The following is a 25,754-nucleotide window of genomic DNA, read 5'->3' as shown; positions in this document are numbered from 1 at the left end:
TAATTTTATGCGTATTGAAAAGCTTCCTTCAGACTTTAAACAAGCGTTACCGGTCTTAGAAGAAATAGAAAAAGCAGGATTTGAAGCTTATTTTGTTGGAGGAAGTGTGCGCGACCACATTTTAGGTATTCCAATTCATGATGTTGATATTGCAACTAGTGCGTACCCTGAAGAGATTAAAAGCATTTTTAAACGTACAGTTGATACAGGTATTCAACATGGTACGGTTACTGTATTAATCAATGATGATTCATACGAAATAACAACTTTTAGAACAGAGTCCGGATATCAGGATTTTCGTAGACCAGATAAGGTAACCTTTGTAAGATCACTGAAAGATGATTTAAAACGTCGTGACTTTACTATTAACGCTTTAGCTGTTGATCGAAATGGAAACGTTATTGATAAGTTTGATGGTTTGGGTGATCTGAATAAAAGAGTAATTCGAGCTGTTGGTAAAGCGGAGGAGCGCTTTCATGAAGATGCTTTACGTATGATGAGAGCAGTTAGATTTCAGTCACAATTAAACTTTAAAGTGGAAGAAGAAACCGCAGTGGCAATTAAGGATAATGCCTATTTGCTAGAAAAAATTGCTATTGAACGTATAAGAGAAGAATTTATCAAATTAATGCTAGGCAAGGCTTGGCAAACTGGATTTGCGGATTTTTTGAACCTAGATTTGTCGGAGCATTGTCCCACATTTTCTGGACAACGAGACAACTTATCTAAACTATTAGAGCTAGATGATTTGAAGTTTGAAGATGAGGAATCTGCATGGACTGCTATTGGATATGTTATGGCCCTGACGCCAAAACAATTTAATAAGATGCTTCGTAATTGGAAAGTGTCGAATAAATCTCGTGAAGCAAGCGTTGCAACAGATAAAATGTTAAAGAATTTTCAAAATAAGGACTTTGATTTATGGGATATTTATAGTTTAGGTGTAGATAATTTTGATAGGACCATTAAACTTTGTAAATTATTTAAGATAGAGATTGATGATAATAAGTTATCTAAAATGGTACGTGATATTCCAATTAAATCTAGTCGAGATTTGGCTATTACTGGTAACGATATAATTAAAATCTTGGACATAAAACCAGGTCCTGAGATTGGAAAATATATGTCCGAGATAGAGCATAAGGTCGTGGAAGGAACCGTTTACAACAATTTTGATAAATTGGAACATTATTTGTTAAGTGAATGAGTTTGCTGTGTTATTATTATCTTTGTAAGTAATTTAGTATCGAAAGGGTGGTTATATGACAAAGCATGTATTCAAAGAATTAAAATTCTACTTCAGAAATGATGATACTTGGACAGTTAGTCACAGTGAAATGAGTGATGTTTGGATTTCACGTGTAACTACAAGTTATGGACGTATTCATGGTGGACGTATGCAAGAGATCCATCCATGCAAACGTTTCAGAATCGAAATTTTACCGGCAGCTGACTATATCAAGGATACTGATGTTTCTACAGCAGCAATGACTGAAGGAATGTTCAACCGTGTAATCAAGTATCAAGATATTGAAAAATGTGACCTTGTATTTGAAGATGATGAAGATAAGGATCCAATGCAAATTTATTTCCCATTCAAACAAAAGGATGCTGAAGGATTAGATAATGTTTATCAAACATCAGCAATCTCAAGTAAGAACGGAAATTTGTATATAACAATCGACAGTGACCATACTGTTTTCGACGTATACAACAAAGATTTATAAAATAAAAGCCTCACATTGCTGTGAGGTTTTTGTTTTGTCTAATTTTATGTGATAATTAACAAGACATCCTCTAAATAAAAAATAGAGACGTAACTATACTAAATTAACGTGGTGAATTATTTGAAAACTTTAAATATCACAAATGCATATAAGTCATTCGGTGAAAGAACACTTTTTAAAAACGTGACCTTTACTATTGGAGAAGGCGACAGAATAGGTTTGCTTGGACTTAACGGAGCGGGTAAAACGACGTTACTAGACGGAATTGTAAATCCAGAGGATTTAAATTCGATTGGTATCGAAAAACCTAAGAATTATAAAATAACCTATTTAACTCAGCAACCCGAATTAGATGAGAAGCTATCAGTTATTGATTCTGTTTTCGCAGGTAGTGGTGAGAAATTTCAACTGATTAGAAAATATGAACGTGCATTAACAAAATTCAATGCAAACTCGACTGACACAAAAATTCAGGATGATTTTTTTAAACTCCAGGAACAAATGAATGCTGCAGAAGCTTGGCAAATGGAATCAGATGTTAAATCCATCCTGAATAAATTGGGAATTACTGAGTTGGATAAAAAGGTTGAAGATTTATCTGGTGGTCAACAAAGGCGTGTGGCTTTAGCACAGACGTTGATTTCCGATTCAGATTTATTGATCTTAGATGAGCCTACTAATCATTTGGATTACGAAGCAATTGACTGGTTAGAAGGATACTTGAATAAGTACAAGGGTTCAGTTTTGTTTGTTACTCACGATAGGTATTTCCTGAATACAGTTGCTACACGAATTTTTGAATTAGAGAATCGTAATGTAACTGAGTATGATGGAAATTACGAGAAATATTTACAGCAAAAGGCTGCCAATGAAGAAATATATGCTTCAGAGCAGCACCACAAGACACAAATGTATAAAAAGGAATTGGATTGGATGCGAGCTGGTGTTAAAGCACGTGGAACTAAACAGCAGGCTCGTATTGATAGATTTAAAGATTTAAAAGAAGATTTACAAGATAAACCAGATGTACAAAAAGATATGTCGATCGATATTGCACAGCAACGTTTAGGAAACGACGTTTTTGATATTAAAGATGCCAGTCTTAAATTTGATGATAAAGTTATTATTGATGATTTTAGTTATCTAATTACTAAGGGAGACCGTATTGGTGTTACCGGGTCTAATGGTTCAGGTAAAACAACATTTTTGAATACGATTGTTAATAAAATACCTTTGGATTCAGGTGAGATCAAGACAGGTCAAACGGTCAAAATAGGTTATTATACCCAGTATACAGAGGATATGGATCCAGATAAGCGGGTTATTCTTTACCTTGAAGGTATTGGTCAAAATGTACGTAATACCGATGGTGAAAGAATGTCTGCTTCACAACTTTTAGATACTTTTAAGTTTGATCACAATATGCAAAGTGCATTTATTCGTGAATTATCTGGTGGTGAAAAGCGCCGTCTATATTTATTGGCAATTCTAATGAATCAGCCTAATGTATTATTACTTGATGAGCCAACTAATAATTTGGATATTGAGACGCTCACCATTCTCGAAAACTACTTAGAAAGTTTTAAAGGAACAGTTCTAGCCGTATCCCATGATAGATACTTTTTGGATAAAATAGCTGATAAATTGTTGATTTTTAAAGGTATTGGAAAAATCAAAGAGAGTTATGATTCTTATTCTGAGTATCTTAAAAAGATGAACGACTTAGAACAAGCCAAGCATCATGAGGCTAAGGAAAAGAAACAAGAAGAAGCTATAGCTGAAAAGAAACCAGAAGAAAAAACGAAGTTAACATATGCAGAAAAATTGGAATTTGATAAGTTAGAGCTGAAAATAGAGAAGTTAGATGATGAGATTTCAACTTTGAAAAAGCAATTGAATGACGATTCTAACGGTTATCAGGAATTAATGGATTTTCAGAAACAACTAGACGAAAAAAATGCTGAAGCTGATAAGTTAATGGAACGTTGGGAATACCTAGGCCAATTTGAGTAAAAGATAAGGAGAAGTCATGACAAATACTAATGAACAACAATATTTAGATCTTTTAAGTTATGTATTAAAAAATGGACACGAAAAAAGTGATCGTACAGGAACTGGTACTATCAGTACTTTTGGTTATCAAATGCGATTTGATTTATCTAAGTCTTTTCCATTGCTGACTACAAAAAAGGTTCCCTTTGGATTGATTAAAAGTGAGTTGCTTTGGTTTTTGCACGGCGATACTAACATTCGTTATTTATTAAAACATAAGAATCATATATGGGATGAGTGGGCATTTAAGAAATATATTGAAAGTCCTGAATATAAAGGTCCTGATATGACTGATTTCGGACGCAGAAGTTTAGTCGATGAAGAATTTGCTAAGGAATATAAAATCCAAAAAAAGCAATTCGATGAAAGTATTCTTGATGATGATGATTTTGCAAAGAAATTTGGGGATTTAGGCTTTGTTTATGGCGCACAGTGGCGTCATTGGCAGACTCGTGATGGCGGTATTATTGATCAAATTGCAAATGTTATTGATCAAATAAAGAAAACTCCTGATTCAAGGAGAATGATAGTAAGCGCTTGGAATCCAGAAGATGTGCCATCCATGGCCTTGCCACCATGTCATACTTTATTCCAGTTTTATGTAAATGATGGTAAGTTATCATGTCAGTTGTATCAAAGAAGTGGTGACTTATTCTTAGGTGTTCCCTTTAATATTGCAAGCTATGCTTTGTTAACTCATTTAATTGCGCGTGAAACAGGACTTGAAGTGGGAGAATTTATTCATACTCTTGGGGATGCACATATTTATTTAAATCATATCGAGCAAGTTAAGACTCAGTTATCACGTGAATTACATGATGGTCCGCAGTTAGAAATAAATTCAGATAAAAGTATTTTTGATATAGACGTCTCTGATATTCAAGTTAAAGATTATAATCCAGAACCAGCAATTAAGGCACCTATTGCCGTATAAGGAGAGAATAGATGATTATTAGTTTTGTTTGGGCTGAAGATAAGAATCACATAATTGGAAAAGATGGCACTTTGCCGTGGTCAATGCCGAATGACTTAAAACATTTCCGTAATGTTACGGCACATCATACGATTGTAATGGGGCGTAAGACATACGAGAGTTTCCCAAATGGTCCATTACCAAATCGATTGAATATTGTAATTTCTCGTAATACTAAGTACGAAGTACCTGAATCGGTTGTATTACTATCTGATAAGAATAAATTATCTAATTATGTTAAAGATGATGAAGAAGTTATGGTTATCGGTGGTGCAGGAATATTTGAAATGTTCAAAAATGAAGTTGATAGATTATATTTAACAAAGATAGATCACGAGTTTGATGGCGATGTTAAAATGATCGATTTGAATTACGACGATTTTAAATTAATCGGAAAAAAAGAAGGTGTTGTGGACGATAAGAATATCTATCCATACACCTTCGAAACTTACGATAAAATTTAAACATAAAAATAAACTGAAAAATACATTAATGCAGTGCCAATCATTACGAATATGTGCCATATAACGTGAATGTATTTAAGATTTTTCATTAAATATAGGCAGGCACCTAAAGTGAATGCAATTCCACCTGAAACTAAAAGCCAAATACCAGTTGCACCAATGGACTGGTACAGTGGTTTCATGGCAATAATAATTGCCCAACCCATTAAAACATATAGAAGTGTTTCTAAATATTTGAATTTACCAACATTAAATATTTTGTATAATATTCCTAAGATGGCTAGTATCCAAATAACTGACAAGATTGCTATGCCGAAAAATGACCCTCTAAGAGCTACTAAGCAGAAAGGGGTATAAGTACCAGCAATCATTAGAAAAATGGAACTATGGTCAAATATTTGGAATACCCCTTTTGCCTTTGTAAAGTATAAACTATGGAATAAAGTTGAACTGAGGTATAGGAAGAAAAGGGTAAAAGCATAAATAAAATATGCAGTTATTGCCAGTGGGTCACCTTGTTTAAATCCTTTAATTAGTAAGAATACTGCCCCGATTATAGCTAAGATGATCCCGATTCCATGAGTTATGGCGCTGAATATTTCATTCGTGATAATGTATCTTCTGGTAAAGGTTTTTATTTTTTTAGCCAAATTTAAGACCAACTTTCATAATATCTTAATTACATTTTAACGTAATTTTGAATATAAGTAACCGATACTAATTAATAATATATGAGCTTTCAATTAATATAATGAAAGCTCATTTTTATTTTCAATATTTTAACTAAGTATAATATAATAGAAAAAGATGTTAAAATTTATGAATATGTTTTTGAATGTTGCTAATTCAGTAGGAACTTAAAAACGTTGATATATCAATAACATTTAATATAATAGTATAAATCTGTTATAATTTAATCGATAATAATGAAAACCCTATGAAAGAGGGATAAAATGAGCAAAGTAAAGATCCTTACCGATTCGTCGGTACAAATCACTCCAGAAGAAATTAAAAAATTTGATATTGGAGTTGTTCCACTTACAATTAACATCGACGGCAATACTTATACCGATGGTGTCGATATAACTCGTGAAGAATTCGTTAAAGAAATGGATTCTTCAAACGAATTGCCAAAAACATCTCAACCATCAATTGGTACATTCATGAAGATTATCGATGATGTTCCTGATGACTATACGGATATTCTTTCATTGAATATGACAGAGTCCATTAGTGGTACAGTTAATGCTGCTAGACAAGTTGCTGAAATGACTGATCGCCATATGGAAGTTGTTGATACAGAATTTACTGATCGTGCTTTAGCATTTCAAGTTATATGTGCAGCTCAACTTGCACAAGAAGGTAAGTCCATAGAGGAAATTAAAAAAGCTATTGAAGTGATTCGAGATCATACTTATTTATATATGGGTGTTACAAGCATTGAAAATATCCTTCGTGGTGGGCGATTAAGTCGATTTGCTAGTACTTTGTCAACTTTATTGAATATAAATTTGGTTTTGACTTTGAAAAACAATAGTCTTGATATTGCTAAGCGTGGTCGAGGTCGTAAAACCATTGAAAAGTATATGAATAATGTTATGGAAGAAATCAAGAGTCTGGAAAACATTAAGGCTATTGGTATTTCATATGTTGATAAATTAGATTATGTTAATGAACTAAAAGATAAACTAAAAGAAATAGTACCAGATGTTCCTTTACTTATTAGAGTAACTAGCCCGGTTATTGCAACCCATGCCGGATCAGGAGCATTTGCAATTGAATTTTATACAGAGTAAAAGCTGATGAAAACATCAGCTTTTTTTGAAAGATGGATTAGTATATGAAGAAAAAAAGTGTTTGGATCACATTAATTGTGGTTATTTTAGTAGTAATTGGCGGTGGATTGAGTTATTATTTTATCCAATCAAAACCAAACAGCACGACTATTAATACTGCTAAAACTGAAAAAGTTGTAGAAAAAAAGAAGAAGAAGGTTATTACTAAAAAAAGCGAGATCAATATAGTCGCAATTGGCGATTCTTTGACTCAAGGCGTTGGTGATTCCAAATCAATTGGCGGTGGTTATGTAACAAGATTGAAGAAAAAAGTTACTGACAAGTACAAAGTAAAGACTAATGCTTACAATTATGGCGTTTCAGGTGATACTAGCAATCAAATAATGACACGTATTCAAAACGACAAAAAAATGCATAAAGATCTTCCCAAAGCTGATATTATTACAGTTACTGTTGGTGGTAATGACTTCATGCATTTACTAAAACGTAAGGGAATTGATTTGACTGCATCTGACATTAGTAATGAACAAACACAGTTTGATGAACGTTTAAAACAATTGTTATCTGATATTAGAAGTTACAATAGTAATTCACCGATTTATTTGATTGGTATTTATAATCCATTTAGTATTTATTTATCTAATGTAAAAGATGCTAAGACAGCCTTTATCAATTGGAATAAAGCTTCTGCACAGGTGGCCTCTACAGTAAATGTTACTTATTTCGTAGATATTAATAATTTGTATACGTCAAAAAGAACGATGAAAAAGATCAAAAAAGATGGTGTCAATCCATATTTATACAATGGAGATCACTTTCATCCGAATGCTACTGGATATGATATGATGACTGCTAAGGTTTTTGAGGAAGTAAGTAAAACATCGAAGGAATGGCTGATTAAATAGTTATGAAGAATAGAAATTATTGGAAATATGCATTTATCGCACTTGTTGCTGTTTTAGTAGTTGGTATAGGTATTTTAGGTACTAAAGTATTAAGTTCTAGTAGCGAGACATATAAAGTAACATCAAATATAGAATCACAAGACAATAAGGTCTTTAGTGTTGATATGAATAAGGACGAAGCCAATAAAATGGCACAGTATTATTTAAAGAATACTTTGAATGATGGAAAAACCGAATATCAACTTAAGTTGAAAAAAACTAATGCTGAATTGACTGGCGCAATTGCATTCCTGGGTTCTAAAATTCATTTTGCCCTAGTTATGACACCCTATGCTAAGACGAATGGGGATGTTTTGTTGAAAGCACGAGATATCAGAATTGGTGAGTTATCATTACCAATATCATTTGTTATGAATTACATCAATAATAGCTTTAAAATTCCTGAATGGGTCAGTGTTAATAGTAAAGATAAAACAATCTTGCTTAAATTTACTAAATTTACGACTAAAGAGGGATATGGAATTCGTGCCAAAAAGATTGATTTAAAGAATAATAAACTTCAATTTGATATTATGAATGAGAAGATTACCAGTAAGCAATAGGACTTACTTAAGGAGGAGCAATGAAACGTAGTTTTTATGAGTTTTTGATGACATTGAGAAATGCGGATAGTACTGAGCCTGAAGCGGAATTCGCGGCTAATGCACATCGAGATCAGTCTTTTCCTAAACAAGAAACAGATTACGAAAAAATTTCTGACTATCTAGAATTAAATGCTGGTTATTTACCAAGTATGACGATTTTTGATGAAGCGTATCAAAAGTATCAAGACACTGATAGAAAATAGGTGATAAATATGGCGTTACAATGGTATCCAGGACATATGAATAAGGCAAAAAATCAAGTACAAGATAAGCTAAAAATGGTTGATATTGTGCTAGAAATTGTTGATGCACGTTTGCCTTATAGCTCTAGAAATCCAGTATTGGAACAAATAATTGATCAAAAGAAACATATTATTATTTTAAACAAGTCTGATTTGGCGGATCCAAAGCTTACAAATGATTGGAAGCTTAATTTTGAACAAGAAGGAACTAAATCAATTGAATTAGATGCCAAACATAACAAGGGATTAGGCAAAATTAATACTTTGATTCACCAAGAGCTGGCTGAAAAGATTGCTAAATATGAAAAAAATGGTGTTAAGAATTATCGTATTAAAGCAATGTGTATTGGTATACCAAACGTTGGTAAATCAACTATTTTAAATCGTATAGTTGGAAAAAACGTTGCTGTAACTGGTAATAAGCCTGGTGTTACAAAAAATCAAAATTGGTTAAAAACAAAGTATGATATTGATCTATTAGATACACCAGGAATCCTTTGGCCCAAAATTGATGATCCCAAAGTTGGGATGAAATTAGCTCTTTCGGGTGCCATCAAGGATAAAATTTATGCTCCAGATGATGTGGCAATTTATGCGTTGGACTTTTTAGAGACACATTATCTAGATCGATTAATAGATGTTTATAATCTTGAAAAATCAGATTTATTTGACCATACTACTCCAGAATTATTGATGCATTTAACTGAAAAGTTTGGTTATAAGGAAGACTATGATCGTGCTTCTAGACGTATTATTGAAGATATTCGAAAACTAAAATTGGGTCGAGTTACATTAGATGTCCCAGGTGAATTTTATGAAGAATAAAATGACCATTAAGGACGTAAAAATTTTATTGTCTGGTAATGTTGATCAGAACGATTTAGAATTATTGGCAGATGATAAACGTACTGGTGTTCAGAAATTATTGACGCAATATTTTAAAAAAGAGCAGCTTCAAAATGAATTGATTGAAAAATTTCACAAGAAAGAATTTTTAGAACGTGATTATTGGAATCATGGTCTTACAGTAGCTGGTGTCGATGAGGTTGGGCGTGGTCCATTAGCTGGACCAGTTGTTACGGCAGCGGTTATTTTGCCCGCCGACAACACGTTATATGAAGTTGATGATTCAAAAAAATTAACCGAAAAAAAACGTGATAAGTTGTATCGACAAATTTGTGAACAGGCTATTGATATAAGTATTGGAGTAGGTAGTTCGGCTCTTATTGACAAAGAAAATATCTACCATGCTACTGAATTGGTTATGAAAGATGCGATTAATAAATTATATTTAAAGCCAGATCACATTTTAGTTGATGCGATGAAAATTCCTGTCAACATTGGCCAGACTAAGTTAATTAAGGGAGATTCCAAATCTTTAAGCATTGGAGCTGCCAGTATAGTGGCTAAAGTCTCTCGAGATCGATTAATGAGTGCATACGATAAGTTGTATCCAGAATTTGGATTTTTAAAAAATGATGGTTATGGTACCAAAGAACATCTTCTTGCTTTGGACAAATTTGGTAGAACTCCAATTCACCGTATGAGTTTTTCTCCAGTTCGTAATACGAATAAGTTATATAAAACGCCATTTTCGTAATTTAGTTATGAAGGTGGTTTTTTTATATGAATATAAACGAGTTAACAGATTTCTTAATTAAATGTCGACTTACATTGATGATTTCAAATCAGGAAATGCTTAAAATTATTAAAATTTCACAAAATAGTGATAATCTGGAACAAGATGCATTTTCTTTTTTAAAGAATAAATGGACTTGGGAAAAATTTGACCAGTTTCTTCTATTATTTAGAGATCAAAATGCGTCTGGAATTCTGGCCATAAATTATCTTAGTGATGAATATCCTAGTACTTTAAGAGAAATATATAATCCTCCAGCATTATTGTTTTATCGAGGGAATATTAAATTACTAATAACTAATTGTATTGCCATAGTTGGTGCTAGAGAAGCTACACAGTACAGTTATCGATGTATCAATGGATTGATACCCAAAATCAAAGGAAAATATACGGTTGTAAGTGGATTAGCAAAAGGAGTCGATGGTTGGGCGCATCAGTCGGCGATTAATAACAATGTTGATACAATTGCCATAATTGGTAATTGTCTTGATGATTATTACCCGTCTAATAATAAAAAATTACAGGATTCAATCTTCGAGTATGGACTTGTAATTAGTGAATATCCACCTGGGTGTCACATAAGAAGGTGGCATTTTCCTCAGCGAAACCGTATAATCGCAGGTGTCAGTCAAAAAGTAATTGTAACTGAAGCTAAAGAACGCAGTGGATCATTAATTACTGCGGAAATTGCATTACAGGAGAATCGTGATGTCTATGCAATACCAGGAAAAATTAGTGATTCCTTATCTCGTGGATGTAATAAATTGATAGAAGAAGGTGCAATTCCGTTAATTAATTTTAATGAATTGTAGATAACGCTTTCGCAATTAAGCAATTAAATGTATCATTTGAATTGACAATTTTAAAAAAACATATAATATATTGAACAGTTTTTAATTGATTCATTCAGAAAGGAGCACTTTGCGTGCCAGCGAAACAAAAGAACTTGGTGATCGTTGAATCACCCTCAAAAGCAAAAACAATCGAAAAGTATTTGGGACGTAATTACCATGTAGTAGCTAGTTTGGGTCATGTTCGTGATTTACCTAAGAGTCAGATGGGTGTAGATATCGAGCATAACTACGAACCTAAGTATATTTCCATCCGTGGTAAAGGCCCTGTTATTAAAGATTTAAAGAAAGAGGCTAAAAAGGCCAAAAGAGTTTATCTTGCAGCCGATCCGGATCGTGAAGGAGAAGCCATTGCATGGCATGTTTCTCACTTATTAGGATTGGATGTTGATGGTAAGAATCGTGTTGTATTTAATGAAATTACGAAAGATACAGTTAAGCAAGCATTCAAAACGCCTCGCAGTATCGATATGAATTTGGTTGATGCCCAACAAGCACGTCGTGTTCTTGACAGATTGGTAGGTTATTCGATTTCACCAATTCTTTGGGCAAAAGTTAAAAAGGGATTAAGTGCTGGTCGTGTTCAATCAATCGCATTGAAGTTAGTTATTGAACGTGAAAAAGAAATTAAAAAGTTTGTACCAGAAGAATATTGGACTATTGAATCTTTGTTCAAGCATGGTAAAGACAAGTTCAAAGCTAATTTTTATGGAGTTGATCATAAAAAAGTTGAACTCAAGGATAATGATCAAGTTCAGGATATCCTTGGTCGTATAAACAAAAAAGATGATTTTGAAATTGAGAAAGTAACTAAGAAAGAACGTAAAAGATTCCCAGCAGCACCATTTACAACTAGTTCACTTCAACAAGAAGCAAACCGCAAGTTGAATTTTAAAACTAGAAAAACAATGATGATTGCCCAACAACTTTATGAAGGAATCAATCTTGGCCGAAAAGAGGGTACCGTAGGTTTAATTACTTATATGCGTACTGATTCTAAGCGTATCTCTAAAGTGGCTCAAACTGAAGCATCAGAATTTATTCATGAAGAATATGGTGAACCTTTCGCAGCCGTGAAAATGCGTAAAGATAAAAACCAAGAAGGTGCTCAAGATGCCCATGAGGCCATTAGACCTTCTTCGGTTTTACGTACACCTAAATCTTTAAAAGAAATCTTGAGTCGCGATCAATTTCGTTTGTACGAATTGATTTGGTCAAGATTTGTTGCTAGTCAAATGACACCAGCAGTTTATGATACGATGACAGTTGATTTGACTCAAAATGGAGTTATGTTTAGAGCAAATGGTTCTAAGATTAAGTTTGAAGGTTATCGTAAGGTTTACCAAAGTACTTCAGAATCTAACAAGAAGGATAATATTCTTCCTGAATTAGCTGAAGGTGACAAGGCGAAATTACAATCAAATGATCCTGCACAACATTTCACGCAACCACCAGCAAGATTTACTGAAGCTTCATTGGTTAAAGCGCTAGAAGAAAATGGTGTTGGTCGTCCATCAACTTATGCTCCAACTATTGATACTATTCAAAGACGTTATTACGTTAAGCTAAATGGTAAGAGTTTTGAACCAACAGAACTTGGTGAAATAGTTGATAATTTGATTCAAGATTATTTCCCTGATGTTGTTAATATCGATTTTACAGCTCATCTTGAAGATGAATTAGATGAAATTGAAGAAGGTAAAGAAGATTGGGTCGAAGTAGTTGACCATTACTACAAGCCTTTTGCTAAAGAACTTGAATCAGCTGAGAGTAAAATTGAAAAGGTTCAAATTAAAGACGAACCAGCAGGTATGGATTGTGACGTCTGTGGTGCACCAATGGTTATTAAAATGGGACGCTACGGTAAGTTCTATGCTTGTTCAAGATTCCCTGATTGTCGTAACACAAAACCAATTGTTAAAGAAATTGGTGTAATTTGTCCTAAGTGTAAGAAGGGGCAAGTTATTGAAAGAAAATCTAAGAAGAATCGTATTTTCTACGGTTGTTCGAGATATCCCGATTGTGATTTCGTTTCATGGGACAAGCCAATTGGACGTGATTGTCCTAAGGATGGCCATTACTTAGTCGAAAAGAAAGTTAAAGGTGGTCGCCAAGTATTATGTCCAAATGGTGATTATGAAGAGCAGGTTCAAAAATAGTGATTGAACAAGACTTAATCGATAAGTTTATTGATTATTTGATGATAAATCATCATTATTCTGAAGATACTAAGAATTCTTATTTAGAAGACATTAATAATTTTATGAAGTTTCTTGATCAGAATGGTGGATTTAAAGGTTTCACTCAAGTCAATCGTGTTGATGTTGAAACCTATTTAACGTACCTTGATGAGAAGGATTATGCTGATGAGACAGTGGCTAGGAGAATTTCTGCGTTGCGTTCATTTTATAATTTCATGCTTCGCAATAAGTTTATTAAAGCTAATCCATTTGACTTAGTTCAATTACGGCGTAAGGGTCGAAAATTACCTCGTTTCTTTTATGAAAAAGAAATGAATCAACTGTTTGAGGCTGTGAAGGGTGACGATGCTCTTTCTGAGAGAAACTCAGCTTTGTTAGAATTATTATATGCCACAGGAATGCGTGTTAGTGAATGTGCTAACTTAACTTTAGAACAATTGGATTTTAATAATGGAATTGTTCTTGTACATGGTAAGGGTGATAAGGATCGTTATGTTCCTTTTGGTAGTTACTCTAAAAATGCACTGACGCGTTATATTGATGATGGCAGAAAGAAATTGATGTCAGCTAATAATCAAGATCATCAATTTGTCTTTGTAAATAACCGTGGTAAAGGTTTGACTAGTCGGGGAATTGAATATATTTTGAATCAAATTATTAAAAAAACCAGTTTGACCTCGGATATACATCCCCATATGATTCGTCACACTTTTGCCACACACATGTTGGATCATGGGGCTGATTTGAGAACCGTTCAGGAATTACTTGGACATTCAAGTCTTTCAACTACCCAGATTTATACGCATGTGACGATGGAACATCTACAAAAAGATTATAAAAAATATTTTCCAAGGTAAGGAAGGTAAATAAATGACAACTATTGTTGCGGTTAAACATGATGGACATACAGCTATTGCTGGTGATGGACAAGTTACTTTGAGTGAAAAATTTATTATGAAAGGTTCAGCACACAAGATCAGACGTATTTTTGATGACCAAGTTGTTATCGGCTTCGCTGGTGGTGTTGCTGATGCCATTACATTACAAGATTGGTTAGAGAAAAAGTTAAAATCATATTCAGGTAATCTTAAACGTGCTGCTGTGGAATTAGCACAAGATTGGAGAAAAGATCCAACTCTTCAAAAACTAGAAGCTATGCTTATTGCCATGGATAAAGATAATTTATTATTAATTTCTGGTAGTGGCGAAATTATTGAACCAGATGAGGATGTTGTAGCCATTGGTTCAGGTGGTAATTTTGCCCAAGCTGCAGCTATTGCGATGCAAAGGCATGCAACTGACATGGATGCAGAACAAATGGCACGTGAGGCAATTAAGATTGCTTCTGGTATCGATATTTTTACAAACGATAATATTATTTCAGACAAATTTTAAATTGGAGAGTAATAAATGGATAACATTTTAACACCTAAAGAAATAGTCGCTCAATTGGATAATTATATTATTGGACAAGATGATGCTAAAAAGGCGGTAGCAATTGCATTGTACAATCGTTACCGTCGTATGCAGGTTCCAAAGAAATTACAACAAGAAATAACTCCTAAGAACTTAATGATGATTGGACCAACTGGTGTTGGTAAAACTGAGATTGCTCGACGTTTAGCAAAAGTCGTTAAGGCCCCATTTGTAAAAGTTGAGGCTACCAAGTTTACTGAAGTCGGTTATGTTGGACGTGATGTGGAATCTATGGTGCGTGACTTGGTCGATGTAGCTGTAACAATGGAAGAAAAAGAAAAATTCGATGAGATTCGTCCAGAAGTTCGTCGCGATGTTGATAAAAAATTAGTTAAGTTATTGGTTCCTGGAATTAAAAAAGAACGTCGTCAAAATAACAATAATAATATGGACTTTATGTCCATGTTAAATAATCTTCAAAATTCAGCCAATCTTCAAGAAGCTATGGGTGGTCAAAATAACGATGATGATCCTGATAGTAACGCTGATGTAACTGATGAGGTTCGTGATCAGCGCTTGACAGTAAAAGAACAATTGGATAAAGGATTACTTGAAGATAGAGAAGTTACTATCAAGGTTGAAGAATCACGTAAGGTTAACCCTATGAATGATCAAATGGCTCAAATGGGTCTTGATATGGGCGGAATGATGGATTCTTTGATGCCTAAAAAGATGATTACTAGGACACTTACTGTTAGTGAAGCACGTGAAGTATTGATTCAACAAGAATCTCAAAAACGTGTTGATCATGATGAGATTTATCAAGCTGCTATTGAGCGTACTCAAAACAATGGGATTATTTTTATTGATGAATTTGATAAAATTGCTGCCGGAAGTAAGAAGACTTCAGGAGAAGTCTCTCGTGAAGGTGTTCAACGTGATATTCTTCCAATCGTTGAAGGTTCACAAATAAATACAAAATATGGTGCTGTTAATACAGATCACATTTTGTTCATTGCATCCGGTGCTTTTGCTGAAAGTAAACCAAGTGATTTGATTGCCGAGTTACAAGGTCGTTTTCCAATTCGTGTTGAGTTACAAGATTTAACCGAAGCTGACTTTATTCAAATTTTGACTAAACCTGATAATGCTTTGACAAAGCAATACGTGGCATTGACTCGTGCAGATGGGATTCATTTAACTTTTACTAAAGAATCAGTGGAGGAGATTGCAAAAATTGCTTTCAACCTTAATAATACTAATCAGAATATTGGTGCCAGAAGGTTGGCAACAGTTCTAGAAAAGATTTTGGCAGACATTTTGTATGAAGGTCCTGATATGCAAATGGGGGATATTACAATTACCCGTGAGTATGTCAAAGAACAAGTTGGCAAAATTGCTGATGATCAAGATCTATCGCGTTATATTCTCTAGGGGGAAAGATTATGGAAGTGTACGAACTAAAGAACGATTTCTTAACTGTCCAGGTTAATTCTAAAGGTGCCGAAATGAGTAGTATCAAGGATGGTAATAATATTGAATTTATCTGGCAAGCTGATCCGAAAATTTGGGGGAGACATGCTCCAGTTTTATTCCCAATCGTTGGACGTTTAAAAGACGATCATTATTTTATCGATGGTAATGAATACAAAATGACACAACATGGATTTGCTAGAGATCAAGAGTTTGATCTTGAATCTCAAACTGACTCAAAACTTGTTTTGACATTGACAACAAGTGAGGCCAGTCTTGCTGAATATCCATATCATTTTAAGTTGAGTGTTATTTATCAATTGGTTAAGGATACTATACAAGTCAGTTATTTGGTTGATAGTCTTGAAGAATCAGAGGATATGTATTTCAATATTGGAGCACATCCAGGTTTTGCGGTTCCGTTTGATAGTAATCTTAAATTTGAAGATTTCGATGTAAAAGTTGATCCAGCGGAAACAAGATCGAGTATTCCTATAGTTGAACACCAAATTGATCTTGATGGTGAATACAAAGTGGAAAATCAAAACTTTTCAATGAATCATGATGAATTTAAAAATGATGCGTTGATTTATCGATTAAATGAACCAGCCGTTGTATCTATTTCAAGTAAAAAATCTGAACATAAAGTAACTGTTGATACAGGTAATGCTAAATATTTTGGTATGTGGTCATCATACCCCGATGCAGGTGATTTCATGTGTATTGAGCCGTGGTGGGGTCTGGCTGATAAAACAGATAGTGATAACAACTTTAAGACAAAGTATGGTGTTAACAAACTGGCTCCTAATGAGCAGTTCGAGGCATATTTTAGTATTTCCATTAAATAATTGTAATAAAAAAACGACCAATTAATGGTCGTTTTTTTGTTGGCGCTTGTATGCTAAACCGATTGGAACAAGATTTTCCTTGCCCTTTAACAAACGCTTGATATTTGGAATGTGTCTTATGTACACGATAATGGTTACTATGATGGCTGCGGTTGTAAGAATCCAGTCATGTAGGAATATCGAGGCAATGGCAAAAAATAAGACTGTTGTTAGGCTCGCCACACTGACCATACTTGTCACATAGACTATTGTTGCTAGGAATATAAAGCAAATTGCGAATAATAAAGGATTATAAGCTAGCAATATTCCAGCACTAGTAGCTACAGCTTTACCACCACGGAATTTTAAGAAAATAGAAAATACATGTCCGATAACGGCAAAAATTCCAATGAATAAAATCCAGTGATGGTTTAAACCGAAGAAAACAGGCATAAGTGCACCTAGGGTTCCCTTCAAAATGTCTACGATTAATACTCCTGTACCTGCATAGGGACCGAATACACGGTAAGCATTAGTAGTTCCGACATTTCCACTACCGAAGTTAAAAATATTTTTATGGAAAAATACTTTACCAACGATATATGCAGTTGGAAACGAGCCCACTAAATAGGCTAAAATTGCACAAATGAGAAGTTTCATATAAAAATCACTCTCTATGTTTTATTTTTTTGGTATATTGTAACTCTAAGGTATTTTTATTTCGAATAACAGATACCAACTTAGACATTATCTACTAAAATGACTAAAAAGTAAAAGTTAAAAAAACGAACATATGTTCAAAAATGTTCTTAGGTGTTAAAATATAGTGATATAATAGAAAAATGTCGAACTAGTAATTAATAAAAAAGGAATGATATAAATGCCAAAATCATCATACGATGATTCGTCAATCCAGATTTTGGAAGGCTTAGAGGCCGTCCGTAAAAGACCAGGTATGTACATCGGATCAACAGATTCACGTGGTCTGCATCATTTGGTTTATGAAATTGTTGATAATGCGGTTGATGAAGCTTTATCAGGATTTGGAAAAGAAATAAATGTAACTATTAATCATGACGGTAGTATTACTGTTGTCGATCATGGACGTGGGATGCCAACGGGTATGCATGCAAGTGGCAAACCGACTATTGAAGTTATTTTAACCGTGCTACATGCTGGTGGTAAATTTTCTGAGAATAGTTATAAGACTTCTGGTGGCCTTCACGGTGTTGGATCGTCTGTAGTTAATGCCTTGTCCGAGTGGATGACTGTACGAGTTGTACGTGATCATAAAGTATATGAGGAACGTTTTGAGAATGGTGGTCATCCGGTTGGTACTTTAAAGAAAACTGGATCAACTAAAGAAGATAGTGGTACCACAATCAGTTTCAAACCTGATGCCAGTATTTTTCAAACTACAAAGTATAATTACGATACTTTAGCTGAAAGACTTCGTGAATCAGCATTTCTTCTAAAAGGCGTAAAATTCACCATTACTGATAAACGTGGAGAAGAAGAAAAAAGTGATGTATTTCATTATGAAGATGGGATTCAATCATTTGTTAAGTATTTGAATGAAGATAAAGATACAATTGGTGGTATTTTTTATGTCGAAGGTACTAATTCTGACATGGAAATTGAATTTGCTGGTCAATATAATGATGGTTATTCTGAAAATATCATTTCATTCGTAAATAATGTTAGAACTGCTGATGGTGGTACTCACGAATCAGGTATGAAGTCTGGTCTTACTAAAGCATTTAATGATTATGCTAGAAAAGTTGGATTATTAAAAGAGAATAGTAAGAATCTAGAAGGTAGTGATGTGCGTGAAGGGCTCTCAGCTATTATCTCGGTTCGTATTCCTGAGGAAATACTTCAATTTGAAGGTCAGACTAAGGGTAAACTGGGTACACCACAGGCTCGTTCTGCCGTTGATCAGCTTGTTTATGAACAGATGAGCTTTTATTTGATGGAAAATGGTGAGCAGGCCCAAACACTCGTAAAGAAGTCTCTGAAGGCACGTGAGGCGCGTGAAGCAGCTAGAAAAGCGCGTGAAACTAGTCGAAATGGGAAGAAAAATAAAAAGACGGATGGATTACTATCAGGTAAACTAACTCCTGCACAATCTAAAAACCCATCTAAGAATGAATTATTTTTAGTTGAGGGTGATTCAGCCGGAGGTTCCGCTAAACAAGGTAGAGATCGTAAATTCCAAGCAATTTTACCGTTGCGTGGAAAAGTCTTAAATACACAAAAGGCTAAACTCGAAGACATTTATAAAAATGAAGAAATCAATACGATGATATACACTATTGGTGCGGGAGTAGGTGCCGATTTTAAGTTAGAAGATCGTAATTACGACAAAATCATTATTATGACCGATGCCGATGATGACGGATCTCATATTCAAATCTTGTTATTGACATTTTTCTACCGCTATATGCGACCGTTAGTTGAAGCTGGACATGTGTATATTGCGTTACCACCTTTATATAAATTGCAAAAGGGTAAAGGTGAGAAGACAAAGATGAAATATTGTTGGACACCTGATGAACTTAAAAATGCCATTAAGGAAATGGGCAAAGGTTATGAATTGCAACGATTTAAGGGACTTGGTGAGATGAATGCAGATCAGTTGTGGAATACAACTATGGATCCAGAATCAAGAATTTTAATTCGTGTTAATATTGACGATACCGCCTTAGCAGAACGTCGTGTAACAACATTAATGGGTGACAAGGTTAAACCTAGACGTGACTGGATCGAAAAAAATGTTCGATTTAATGGTACAGAAGAAGGCGACAATATTTTGGAAAAGGTTGATGAGACTGATCCAATTGATAATAAAATCGTTGATGATTTATTGAATAAGGAATAGGTGATATATATTGGCTAACAATTCTCCTAAAATTCAGGATCTACCATTAGAAAAAATAATGGGCGACCGTTTTGAGAGATATTCTAAATCAATTATTCAGGAAAGAGCATTGCCGGATATTAGGGATGGTCTGAAACCAGTACAAAGAAGAATTTTGTATTCAATGTATGTTGATGGAAATACTTTTGATAAATGTTTTAGAAAATCTGCTAAAGGTGTTGGTAATGTCATGGGTAATTTTCATCCCCATGGTGACTCCTCAATCTATGAAGCAATGGTTCGTCTATCTCAAGATTGGAAATTACGTAATCCTTTAATTGAAATGCATGGTAACAATGGTTCCATGGATGGTGATCCACCCGCAGCCATGCGTTATACTGAAGCTCGATTAAGTAAAATTTCTATAGAAATGCTAAGTGACATCAACAAAGATACCGTTGATATGGAATGGAACTTTGATGATACTGAAAAGGAACCAAAAGTACTACCCGCAAGATTTCCTAATTTATTAGTCAATGGTGCAACAGGTATCTCAGCTGGTTACGCTACAGAAATACCGCCACATAATTTGGGTGAAGTTATCGATGCAACGATTAAGTTGATTGATAAACCTGAAGCTACACTTGATGATTTAATGGAAATAGTTAAGGGTCCTGACTTCCCAACTGGCGGTATTCTGCAAGGAGCTGAAGGAATTAGAGAAGCATATGAGACAGGACGAGGTAAAGTCTACCTTCGTTCAAAAACCTCTATACAGGAAATAAGAGGTCATAAATCTCAAATTGTAATTACCGAAATTCCTTATGAAGTTAATAAAGCTCTTTTGGTTAAGAAAATGGACGAAATGCGTGTTCTGAAAAAAGTTGATGGAATAGCTGAAGTTCGTGATGAGAGTGATCGTCAGGGATTATCGATTGTCGTTGAATTAAAACGTGATGTTGATGCACAAGGAATACTAAATTATTTATTTAAGAATACGGATTTACAAATTTCGTATAATTTTAATATGGTAGCAATTGCAAATATGCGTCCACAACAAGTTGGATTAGTTCAAATTCTTAGGGAATATGTTAAACATCAGGAAGATGTAGTTTTAAGACGTAGCAAGTTTGATATGGAAAAGGCTAAGAAACGATTGCACATTGTTGAAGGTTTGATCAAGGCTCTTTCGATTTTAGATAAGGTTATTAAGACAATTCGTAGTAGTAAAAATAAATCCGACGCTAAGAATAATTTGGTTAAGGAATATCAATTTAGTGAAGATCAGGCTGAAGCAATTGTTTCATTACAACTTTATCGTTTAACTAATACTGATGTGACTGAGTTACAAAAGGAAGATAAAGAACTTAATGATCAGATAGCATCTTTAGATAAGATTATTAATGATCACGGAACTTTAATGAAAGTTATTAAAAAGGAACTTCGTAAGGTTCGTGATACATATGCTGATGAGCGTCGTACAAAAATTGAGGCTGAAGTTGCCGATATTGAGGTGGATACTAGTGTGCTAGTTGCTAGTGAAGATGTTCGTCTATTAGTCAGTCATGACGGTTATGTAAAACGTAGTAGTTTACGGTCATATCAGGCCTCTGATGCTAGCGATAATGGTCTTAAGGACGAAGATTATCCAATTTTAAATCAAGAGGTTAATACCCTTGACCATCTATTCATTTTTACTGATAAAGGTAATATGATTTATAGACAGATTTTTGAAGTGGATGATAATCGTTGGAAAGATACTGGATCACATTTGTCGCAAGAAATTGGGTTGGCAAATGATGAATCAATTCTTAAAGCTTTTGTTTTTAAAAAATTAGAGCAAAAAGGTACTTTCTTAATTGGTACTAGTGAAAATTATATTAAGCAAGTTGCTTTTAGCGATTTATTACCAGGTAGAACTTATAAATCTCGAGCTAGTCGTTATAGTAAATTAAAGACTGATAATGCTAAAGTTATGGAAGTATATTATGTTCCGGAGAATGAAAAGGGACAGATTTATGTATTTACTAAGCACTCTTATGCTTCAGCTTTTCCTATTGATGAAGTACCGGTCGTTGGTAGCAAAGCTGTAGGGGTTAAATTTGTTAGTTTGAAAGATGACGATGAACTGGCAGGATATTTCTTCACAACAAGTGATGATGATAAGATTGCTTTACTTACACAACGTGGTTCTTATAAGCAGATGAAGTTGACGGAAATTCCATCAACTAGTCGTGCACGACGAGGAGTTTTAACTTTGAGGGAACTAAAACGAGCTCCTCATCGAGTTTCACTGGTAACTAATATTTCAGGCAATGAAGTACTTTCGATTGTCACTGATACTAATCAAGAAATATCTCTGGATGAAAGCTCACATCAAAGTGCAGACAGATATTCAAACGGTTCATTTGTTATGGATCCAGAAACTGACGGAAATCCAATTAGATTTGTGAAAAAAGTAATAGAAAAATAACAAATACAACAAGATTATTTTTAATTTATATAGTATGATTGTTCCATAGAATTAGAAATATCTTTTCACAATGATTAGGAGGACGTCTTATTGTTGGACGAAAAATCTAGACGCGTATTTAGTTCTAAAGCATTGAACTATTTTGATGAGTTAACAAAAAATATGAGTTATACAAAAACAGCTCAATCATTAGGGATTACGCAACCAGCCCTAACTCAACAAATTAAAAAAATTGAGAAGGTTGTTGGTGTACCGCTATTTTATAGTATGGGTAAGAAAATCTATCTGACGGATGCTGGTACTTCTTTATTGAAAGCAACACATGAAATTTTCGATGTCATTAATTCTGTTACAGACAAGATTCAACAAGAATCTTCAGATAAGACGGGTACAATTAGTATTGGTTTATTATCAACAGCTGAGTCGATGGTTATAGAAGATTTCATAGTAGAATATAACCGCATTAATCCAAATGTAGAAATAGATTTGAATCTCTTAACTAGAAAAGAAATTTGGGATCATATAGAGAACAACCGTATAGATTTAGCCATTATGTACTTACCAGACAAGAATATTAAAAATTGGAAAATTTATAAATCTAAGAAAATCATCAATGACAATATTGTCTTGGTACATAATGATGATAAGATTTATAAAAAAGGTATAGCTAGTTATAGGGATGCTATTGAGAAGCCGTGGGCTGCATATCTTAAGGATTATTATTTATCAGACCTACTTAAAGAGCGCTTTAGAAACGCATTGGTTGATCAGCCAACTGTAGTTGCTAGGTTTTCTTCTCCGTATCAACTTTTGAAATTTGCTCAAAGTTCAGAGGATATTTATACAGTTTTACCTTTGAGTTTTTGTATAGCACATGCTTCAATGTTTAAACTTTATCAAACACCACTTGAACCTGCGGTATCAAGTGAATTATCATTTGTATATCGGGAAGACAAAGAGAAAATTCCTCGAATAAAGGAATTTCTCAGCGAGTGGGATAATTTCTTGGCTGATAAGAATTATATTGATCGCTTAAAGTCTTCAAGATAAATTAATAAAGGGGAATTTTAGAATGACAAAGGAAAAAGAATTAGTTTTCGGACATAAAAATCCAGATACAGATGCTGTTGTAGCGGCAATTTCATATTCACATTTGCAAAACGAGTTAGGATATAACACTGAAGCAGTTGCTTTGGGTGAACCTAACGAAGAAACAAAATATGTTTTTGATAAGTTTGATTACAAGTACCCACGTGTTATTACTGCTGCTAATGGCGAAGTAAAATCAGTTATGCTTGTTGATCACAACGAAAGTCAACAAAGTTTAGACGATATTGCTGATCTAACAGTTACACATGTTGTTGATCACCACAGAATTGCTAACTTTGAAACTGCTAATCCTTTATATTACCGTGCTCAACCAGTTGGTTGTACAAGTACAATTCTTTGGGAGATGTATAACGAAGAAGATGTTGAAGTACCTGGTAATTTAGCTGGTTTGATGGCTTCAGCTATCATTTCAGATACACTTCTATTAAAATCACCTACAACAACAGATGAAGATAAGGCTGCCTTGAAGAGCCTTGCAAAAACAGCTGGTATTGATTATGAATCATATGGATTAGATATGCTTAAAGCTGGTACAAATCTTGACAGTAAGTCTACTAAAGAACTAATTGATATGGATGCTAAGAGTTTTGATATGAATGGAAATAGTGTTCGTATTGCTCAAGTAAATACCGTTGATATTGCTGATACATTGAAGAGAGAAGCTGAATTTACAGCTGATATTAAAGCTGAAAATGAAGCGGATGGTTACAATCTATTTGTATTGTTAATTACTAATATTTTGACAAGTGATACTACAGGTTTGGTAATCGGTAGTGAAAATGCAGTATCTGTTTTCGAAAAAGCTCTTGATACAAAAGTAGAAGATAATAAGGCATCATTACCTGGCGTTGTTTCACGTAAGAAGCAAGTTGTACCACCATTAAATGAAAAATTCTAATAGTAAAATTATGAAACCGCTTCATTTATGAAAATAAAAAAATAATTTGTGAAATATGAATCTGTTTTCTTGAAAACGTTATCGTTAACAGGTATAATACTTTACATCATCAAAACTGCTGGGTTGTTTTTTGATCTAGCAGTTTTTATATTGGTGTTATATTACAAAAGGGAGTTTTTAAATGAGTGCAGTTAACTTATTAATTGGCCTTATGCCTATGATAGGTTGGGGTGTTATGCCAATCTTGACGGGCAAATTCGGCGGTAGACCAGTTAATCAAATTCTTGGAACTACATATGGTACATTAATTGCTGCAATTGTAGTAACATTATTTAACCAGACGCCAATGATTAGTGGAAAAGACTTTTTATTCACATTCTTATCAGGTGCCAGTTGGTCATTAGGACAAGTATTAGTATTCTATGCTTTTTCTGTAATGGGAGTTTCAAGAACTATGCCTATTTCTACAGGATTTCAGCTAGTAAGTACTTCATTATGGGGAGTATTTATTTTAGGTAACTGGAGTTCTAACGTTGCTAAAACTATCGGATTTTTATCAATCGCAATGATTATTTTTGGTGTATATTTAACAACCTATAGTGAAAAAAAGACAAGTACAGACGTTGCCAATGGTGATGTTACAAGAGGAGTCCTTTTAGTATTAGTTGCTGCGGTGGGTTACTTGGGTTATTCAGCATTCCCACAAGCAGTTTCAGTTAATGGCTTTGAAGCATTTTTACCACAGGCCTTAGGAATGGCAGTATTTTCAACATTATTTGCCCTATTATCAAAGTCAAATCGTAAAACAAAACCATTTGCAACTAAAAGTTCTTATACTAACATAATTAGTGGTTTTTCATTTGCGTTAGCGGCCTTAACATACTTGATATCATCAAGACCAGATGTTAACGGTTTGGCTACAGGTTTTACACTTTCACAAATGAATGTGGTCATCGCCACACTTGGTGGAATTTATATATTACATGAACATAAGACAAAGAAGGAAATGATTGCTGTTCTTTCAGGATTATTATTAGTTGTAATTGCTGGAATAGTAACAGCCTTTATAAAATAGTTTTATTGAACTGAAAATAGACTTATCTTTTAACAGATAAGTCTATTTTTTGGCTCTTTGTCAAATAGTATTGATGAATGATTTTTGGCCTATGGGCATCCTCAATGAGGATGCCTATTTTTATGCAC

At 34.0% G+C, this 25,754-nt stretch carries 24 protein-coding genes; 22 read left to right on the top strand and 2 right to left on the bottom strand.

The genetic code is table 11. From position 1 onward, the window contains the following. Nucleotides 1–7: 7 nt before the first annotated feature. The 5 genes from EKM79_RS04220 (at nucleotide 8) to EKM79_RS04200 (ending at nucleotide 5,216) form a co-directional block, all read left to right on the top strand. The gene (locus EKM79_RS04220; protein ID WP_125566209.1) at nucleotides 8–1,207 is read left to right on the top strand and encodes a CCA tRNA nucleotidyltransferase; all 1,200 of its coding nucleotides are present in this window, start codon (nucleotides 8–10) and stop codon (nucleotides 1,205–1,207) included. A gap of 55 nt (nucleotides 1,208–1,262) precedes the next feature. Continuing rightward, nucleotides 1,263–1,727 carry a hypothetical protein gene (locus EKM79_RS04215; protein WP_125566207.1) on the top strand — a complete coding sequence of 155 codons (465 nt, stop codon included), beginning with the start codon at nucleotides 1,263–1,265 and terminating at the stop codon, nucleotides 1,725–1,727. A 111-nt stretch (nucleotides 1,728–1,838) separates the two neighbouring features. After that, the gene (locus EKM79_RS04210; RefSeq protein ID WP_164506001.1) at nucleotides 1,839–3,740 is read left to right on the top strand and encodes an ATP-binding cassette domain-containing protein; all 1,902 of its coding nucleotides are present in this window, start codon (nucleotides 1,839–1,841) and stop codon (nucleotides 3,738–3,740) included. Between the two features lie 16 nt (nucleotides 3,741–3,756). Next, nucleotides 3,757–4,713 carry a thymidylate synthase gene (locus EKM79_RS04205; protein ID WP_125566203.1) on the top strand — a complete coding sequence of 319 codons (957 nt, stop codon included), beginning with the start codon at nucleotides 3,757–3,759 and terminating at the stop codon, nucleotides 4,711–4,713. Nucleotides 4,714–4,724: 11 nt separating this feature from the next. Further along, on the top strand, nucleotides 4,725–5,216 hold the full coding sequence (locus EKM79_RS04200) for a dihydrofolate reductase (RefSeq protein WP_246005622.1): 492 nt from the start codon (nucleotides 4,725–4,727) through the stop codon (nucleotides 5,214–5,216). Here the strand turns inward: EKM79_RS04200 and trhA are convergent. Then, nucleotides 5,213–5,866 carry a PAQR family membrane homeostasis protein TrhA gene (gene trhA / locus EKM79_RS04195; protein WP_125566202.1) on the bottom strand — a complete coding sequence of 218 codons (654 nt, stop codon included), beginning with the start codon at nucleotides 5,864–5,866 and terminating at the stop codon, nucleotides 5,213–5,215. The two genes, EKM79_RS04200 and trhA, sit on opposite strands and share 4 nt — an antisense overlap. Nucleotides 5,867–6,169: 303 nt before the next feature. On the opposite strand from trhA, the gene EKM79_RS04190 reads away from it, so the two are divergent. The 12 genes from EKM79_RS04190 (at nucleotide 6,170) to EKM79_RS04135 (ending at nucleotide 17,231) form a co-directional block, all read left to right on the top strand. Next, nucleotides 6,170–7,012 (top strand): DegV family protein, encoded by an 843-nt coding sequence (locus EKM79_RS04190; protein ID WP_125566200.1) that lies wholly within the window; start codon nucleotides 6,170–6,172, stop codon nucleotides 7,010–7,012. A 44-nt stretch (nucleotides 7,013–7,056) separates the two neighbouring features. Beyond that, nucleotides 7,057–7,917 (top strand): DUF459 domain-containing protein, encoded by an 861-nt coding sequence (locus EKM79_RS04185; RefSeq protein WP_125566198.1) that lies wholly within the window; start codon nucleotides 7,057–7,059, stop codon nucleotides 7,915–7,917. A 2-nt stretch (nucleotides 7,918–7,919) separates the two neighbouring features. Next, nucleotides 7,920–8,519, top strand: coding sequence for a YpmS family protein (locus EKM79_RS04180; RefSeq protein WP_125566196.1), 600 nt, complete (start codon nucleotides 7,920–7,922; stop codon nucleotides 8,517–8,519). A 20-nt stretch (nucleotides 8,520–8,539) separates the two neighbouring features. Beyond that, nucleotides 8,540–8,764 carry a YozE family protein gene (locus EKM79_RS04175; RefSeq protein ID WP_125566194.1) on the top strand — a complete coding sequence of 75 codons (225 nt, stop codon included), beginning with the start codon at nucleotides 8,540–8,542 and terminating at the stop codon, nucleotides 8,762–8,764. 9 nt (nucleotides 8,765–8,773) lie between these two features. Further along, nucleotides 8,774–9,628, top strand: a complete 855-nt coding sequence (ylqF, locus tag EKM79_RS04170; protein WP_125566192.1) for a ribosome biogenesis GTPase YlqF — start codon at nucleotides 8,774–8,776, stop codon at nucleotides 9,626–9,628. Further along, on the top strand, nucleotides 9,618–10,403 hold the full coding sequence (locus EKM79_RS04165; protein ID WP_125566190.1) for a ribonuclease HII: 786 nt from the start codon (nucleotides 9,618–9,620) through the stop codon (nucleotides 10,401–10,403). Before ylqF ends, EKM79_RS04165 begins: the two co-directional genes overlap by 11 nt. Before the next feature lie 26 nt (nucleotides 10,404–10,429). After that, nucleotides 10,430–11,254, top strand: a complete 825-nt coding sequence (dprA, locus tag EKM79_RS04160; protein WP_246005621.1) for a DNA-processing protein DprA — start codon at nucleotides 10,430–10,432, stop codon at nucleotides 11,252–11,254. A gap of 113 nt (nucleotides 11,255–11,367) precedes the next feature. Continuing rightward, complete coding sequence (gene topA, locus EKM79_RS04155; protein ID WP_125566189.1) at nucleotides 11,368–13,452, top strand: type I DNA topoisomerase; 2,085 nt, start codon at nucleotides 11,368–11,370, stop codon at nucleotides 13,450–13,452. Then, a complete protein-coding gene (gene xerC, locus EKM79_RS04150; protein ID WP_125566187.1) occupies nucleotides 13,452–14,351 on the top strand; it encodes a tyrosine recombinase XerC in 900 nt (299 codons plus the stop codon). The genes topA and xerC overlap by 1 nt, the downstream gene beginning before the upstream one ends. Before the next feature lie 13 nt (nucleotides 14,352–14,364). Then, nucleotides 14,365–14,889: an HslVU peptidase proteolytic subunit gene (gene hslV, locus EKM79_RS04145; protein WP_125566185.1), complete on the top strand. Its 525-nt coding sequence runs from the start codon at nucleotides 14,365–14,367 to the stop codon at nucleotides 14,887–14,889. Nucleotides 14,890–14,904: 15 nt separating this feature from the next. Continuing rightward, nucleotides 14,905–16,344 (top strand): ATP-dependent protease ATPase subunit HslU, encoded by a 1,440-nt coding sequence (gene hslU / locus EKM79_RS04140; protein ID WP_125566183.1) that lies wholly within the window; start codon nucleotides 14,905–14,907, stop codon nucleotides 16,342–16,344. A gap of 11 nt (nucleotides 16,345–16,355) precedes the next feature. Next, entirely contained in the window at nucleotides 16,356–17,231 is an 876-nt protein-coding gene (locus tag EKM79_RS04135; RefSeq protein ID WP_125566181.1) for an aldose 1-epimerase family protein, read from the top strand. Between the two features lie 21 nt (nucleotides 17,232–17,252). Here EKM79_RS04135 and plsY read toward each other — a convergent pair whose 3' ends face one another. Beyond that, entirely contained in the window at nucleotides 17,253–17,870 is a 618-nt protein-coding gene (gene plsY, locus EKM79_RS04130; RefSeq protein WP_125566179.1) for a glycerol-3-phosphate 1-O-acyltransferase PlsY, read from the bottom strand. 220 nt (nucleotides 17,871–18,090) lie between these two features. On the opposite strand from plsY, the gene parE reads away from it, so the two are divergent. From parE to rbsU, 5 genes are all read left to right on the top strand, one after another. After that, nucleotides 18,091–20,091: a DNA topoisomerase IV subunit B gene (gene parE / locus EKM79_RS04125; RefSeq protein WP_125566177.1), complete on the top strand. Its 2,001-nt coding sequence runs from the start codon at nucleotides 18,091–18,093 to the stop codon at nucleotides 20,089–20,091. A 10-nt stretch (nucleotides 20,092–20,101) separates the two neighbouring features. Beyond that, on the top strand, nucleotides 20,102–22,543 hold the full coding sequence (gene parC / locus EKM79_RS04120) for a DNA topoisomerase IV subunit A (RefSeq protein WP_125566175.1): 2,442 nt from the start codon (nucleotides 20,102–20,104) through the stop codon (nucleotides 22,541–22,543). A 93-nt stretch (nucleotides 22,544–22,636) separates the two neighbouring features. Further along, a complete protein-coding gene (locus EKM79_RS04115) occupies nucleotides 22,637–23,593 on the top strand; it encodes a LysR family transcriptional regulator (protein ID WP_425454021.1) in 957 nt (318 codons plus the stop codon). A gap of 22 nt (nucleotides 23,594–23,615) precedes the next feature. Next, entirely contained in the window at nucleotides 23,616–24,551 is a 936-nt protein-coding gene (locus tag EKM79_RS04110; protein ID WP_125566168.1) for a manganese-dependent inorganic pyrophosphatase, read from the top strand. Between the two features lie 181 nt (nucleotides 24,552–24,732). Further along, the gene (gene rbsU / locus EKM79_RS04105) at nucleotides 24,733–25,626 is read left to right on the top strand and encodes a ribose/proton symporter RbsU (protein WP_125566166.1); all 894 of its coding nucleotides are present in this window, start codon (nucleotides 24,733–24,735) and stop codon (nucleotides 25,624–25,626) included. Nucleotides 25,627–25,754 lie beyond the last annotated feature (128 nt).

The sequence above is a fragment of the Companilactobacillus insicii genome, assembly GCF_003946015.1.
Classification (GTDB): Bacteria; Bacillota; Bacilli; order Lactobacillales; family Lactobacillaceae; genus Companilactobacillus; species Companilactobacillus insicii.
The sequence above is the reverse complement of the archived record's forward strand: the minus strand, read 5'-3'. Positions and strand labels throughout refer to the sequence as shown.

Excerpts from the sequence above, each read along its gene's own strand:
- EKM79_RS04165 (WP_125566190.1), top strand. The coding sequence starts at position 9,618 with ATGAAGAATAAAATGACCATTAAGGACGTAAAAATTTTATTGTCTGGT.
- EKM79_RS04185 (WP_125566198.1), top strand. The coding sequence starts at position 7,057 with ATGAAGAAAAAAAGTGTTTGGATCACATTAATTGTGGTTATTTTAGTA.
- hslV (WP_125566185.1), top strand. The coding sequence starts at position 14,365 with ATGACAACTATTGTTGCGGTTAAACATGATGGACATACAGCTATTGCT.
- EKM79_RS04180 (WP_125566196.1), top strand. The coding sequence starts at position 7,920 with ATGAAGAATAGAAATTATTGGAAATATGCATTTATCGCACTTGTTGCT.
- EKM79_RS04215 (WP_125566207.1), top strand. The coding sequence starts at position 1,263 with ATGACAAAGCATGTATTCAAAGAATTAAAATTCTACTTCAGAAATGAT.
- EKM79_RS04135 (WP_125566181.1), top strand. The coding sequence starts at position 16,356 with ATGGAAGTGTACGAACTAAAGAACGATTTCTTAACTGTCCAGGTTAAT.
- parE (WP_125566177.1), top strand. The coding sequence starts at position 18,091 with ATGCCAAAATCATCATACGATGATTCGTCAATCCAGATTTTGGAAGGC.
- EKM79_RS04190 (WP_125566200.1), top strand. The coding sequence starts at position 6,170 with ATGAGCAAAGTAAAGATCCTTACCGATTCGTCGGTACAAATCACTCCA.
- EKM79_RS04110 (WP_125566168.1), top strand. The coding sequence starts at position 23,616 with ATGACAAAGGAAAAAGAATTAGTTTTCGGACATAAAAATCCAGATACA.
- EKM79_RS04175 (WP_125566194.1), top strand. The coding sequence starts at position 8,540 with ATGAAACGTAGTTTTTATGAGTTTTTGATGACATTGAGAAATGCGGAT.
- EKM79_RS04220 (WP_125566209.1), top strand. The coding sequence starts at position 8 with ATGCGTATTGAAAAGCTTCCTTCAGACTTTAAACAAGCGTTACCGGTC.
- hslU (WP_125566183.1), top strand. The coding sequence starts at position 14,905 with ATGGATAACATTTTAACACCTAAAGAAATAGTCGCTCAATTGGATAAT.
- EKM79_RS04200 (WP_246005622.1), top strand. The coding sequence starts at position 4,725 with ATGATTATTAGTTTTGTTTGGGCTGAAGATAAGAATCACATAATTGGA.
- dprA (WP_246005621.1), top strand. The coding sequence starts at position 10,430 with ATGAATATAAACGAGTTAACAGATTTCTTAATTAAATGTCGACTTACA.
- rbsU (WP_125566166.1), top strand. The coding sequence starts at position 24,733 with ATGAGTGCAGTTAACTTATTAATTGGCCTTATGCCTATGATAGGTTGG.
- EKM79_RS04205 (WP_125566203.1), top strand. The coding sequence starts at position 3,757 with ATGACAAATACTAATGAACAACAATATTTAGATCTTTTAAGTTATGTA.
- ylqF (WP_125566192.1), top strand. The coding sequence starts at position 8,774 with ATGGCGTTACAATGGTATCCAGGACATATGAATAAGGCAAAAAATCAA.
- plsY (WP_125566179.1), bottom strand. The coding sequence starts at position 17,870 with ATGAAACTTCTCATTTGTGCAATTTTAGCCTATTTAGTGGGCTCGTTT.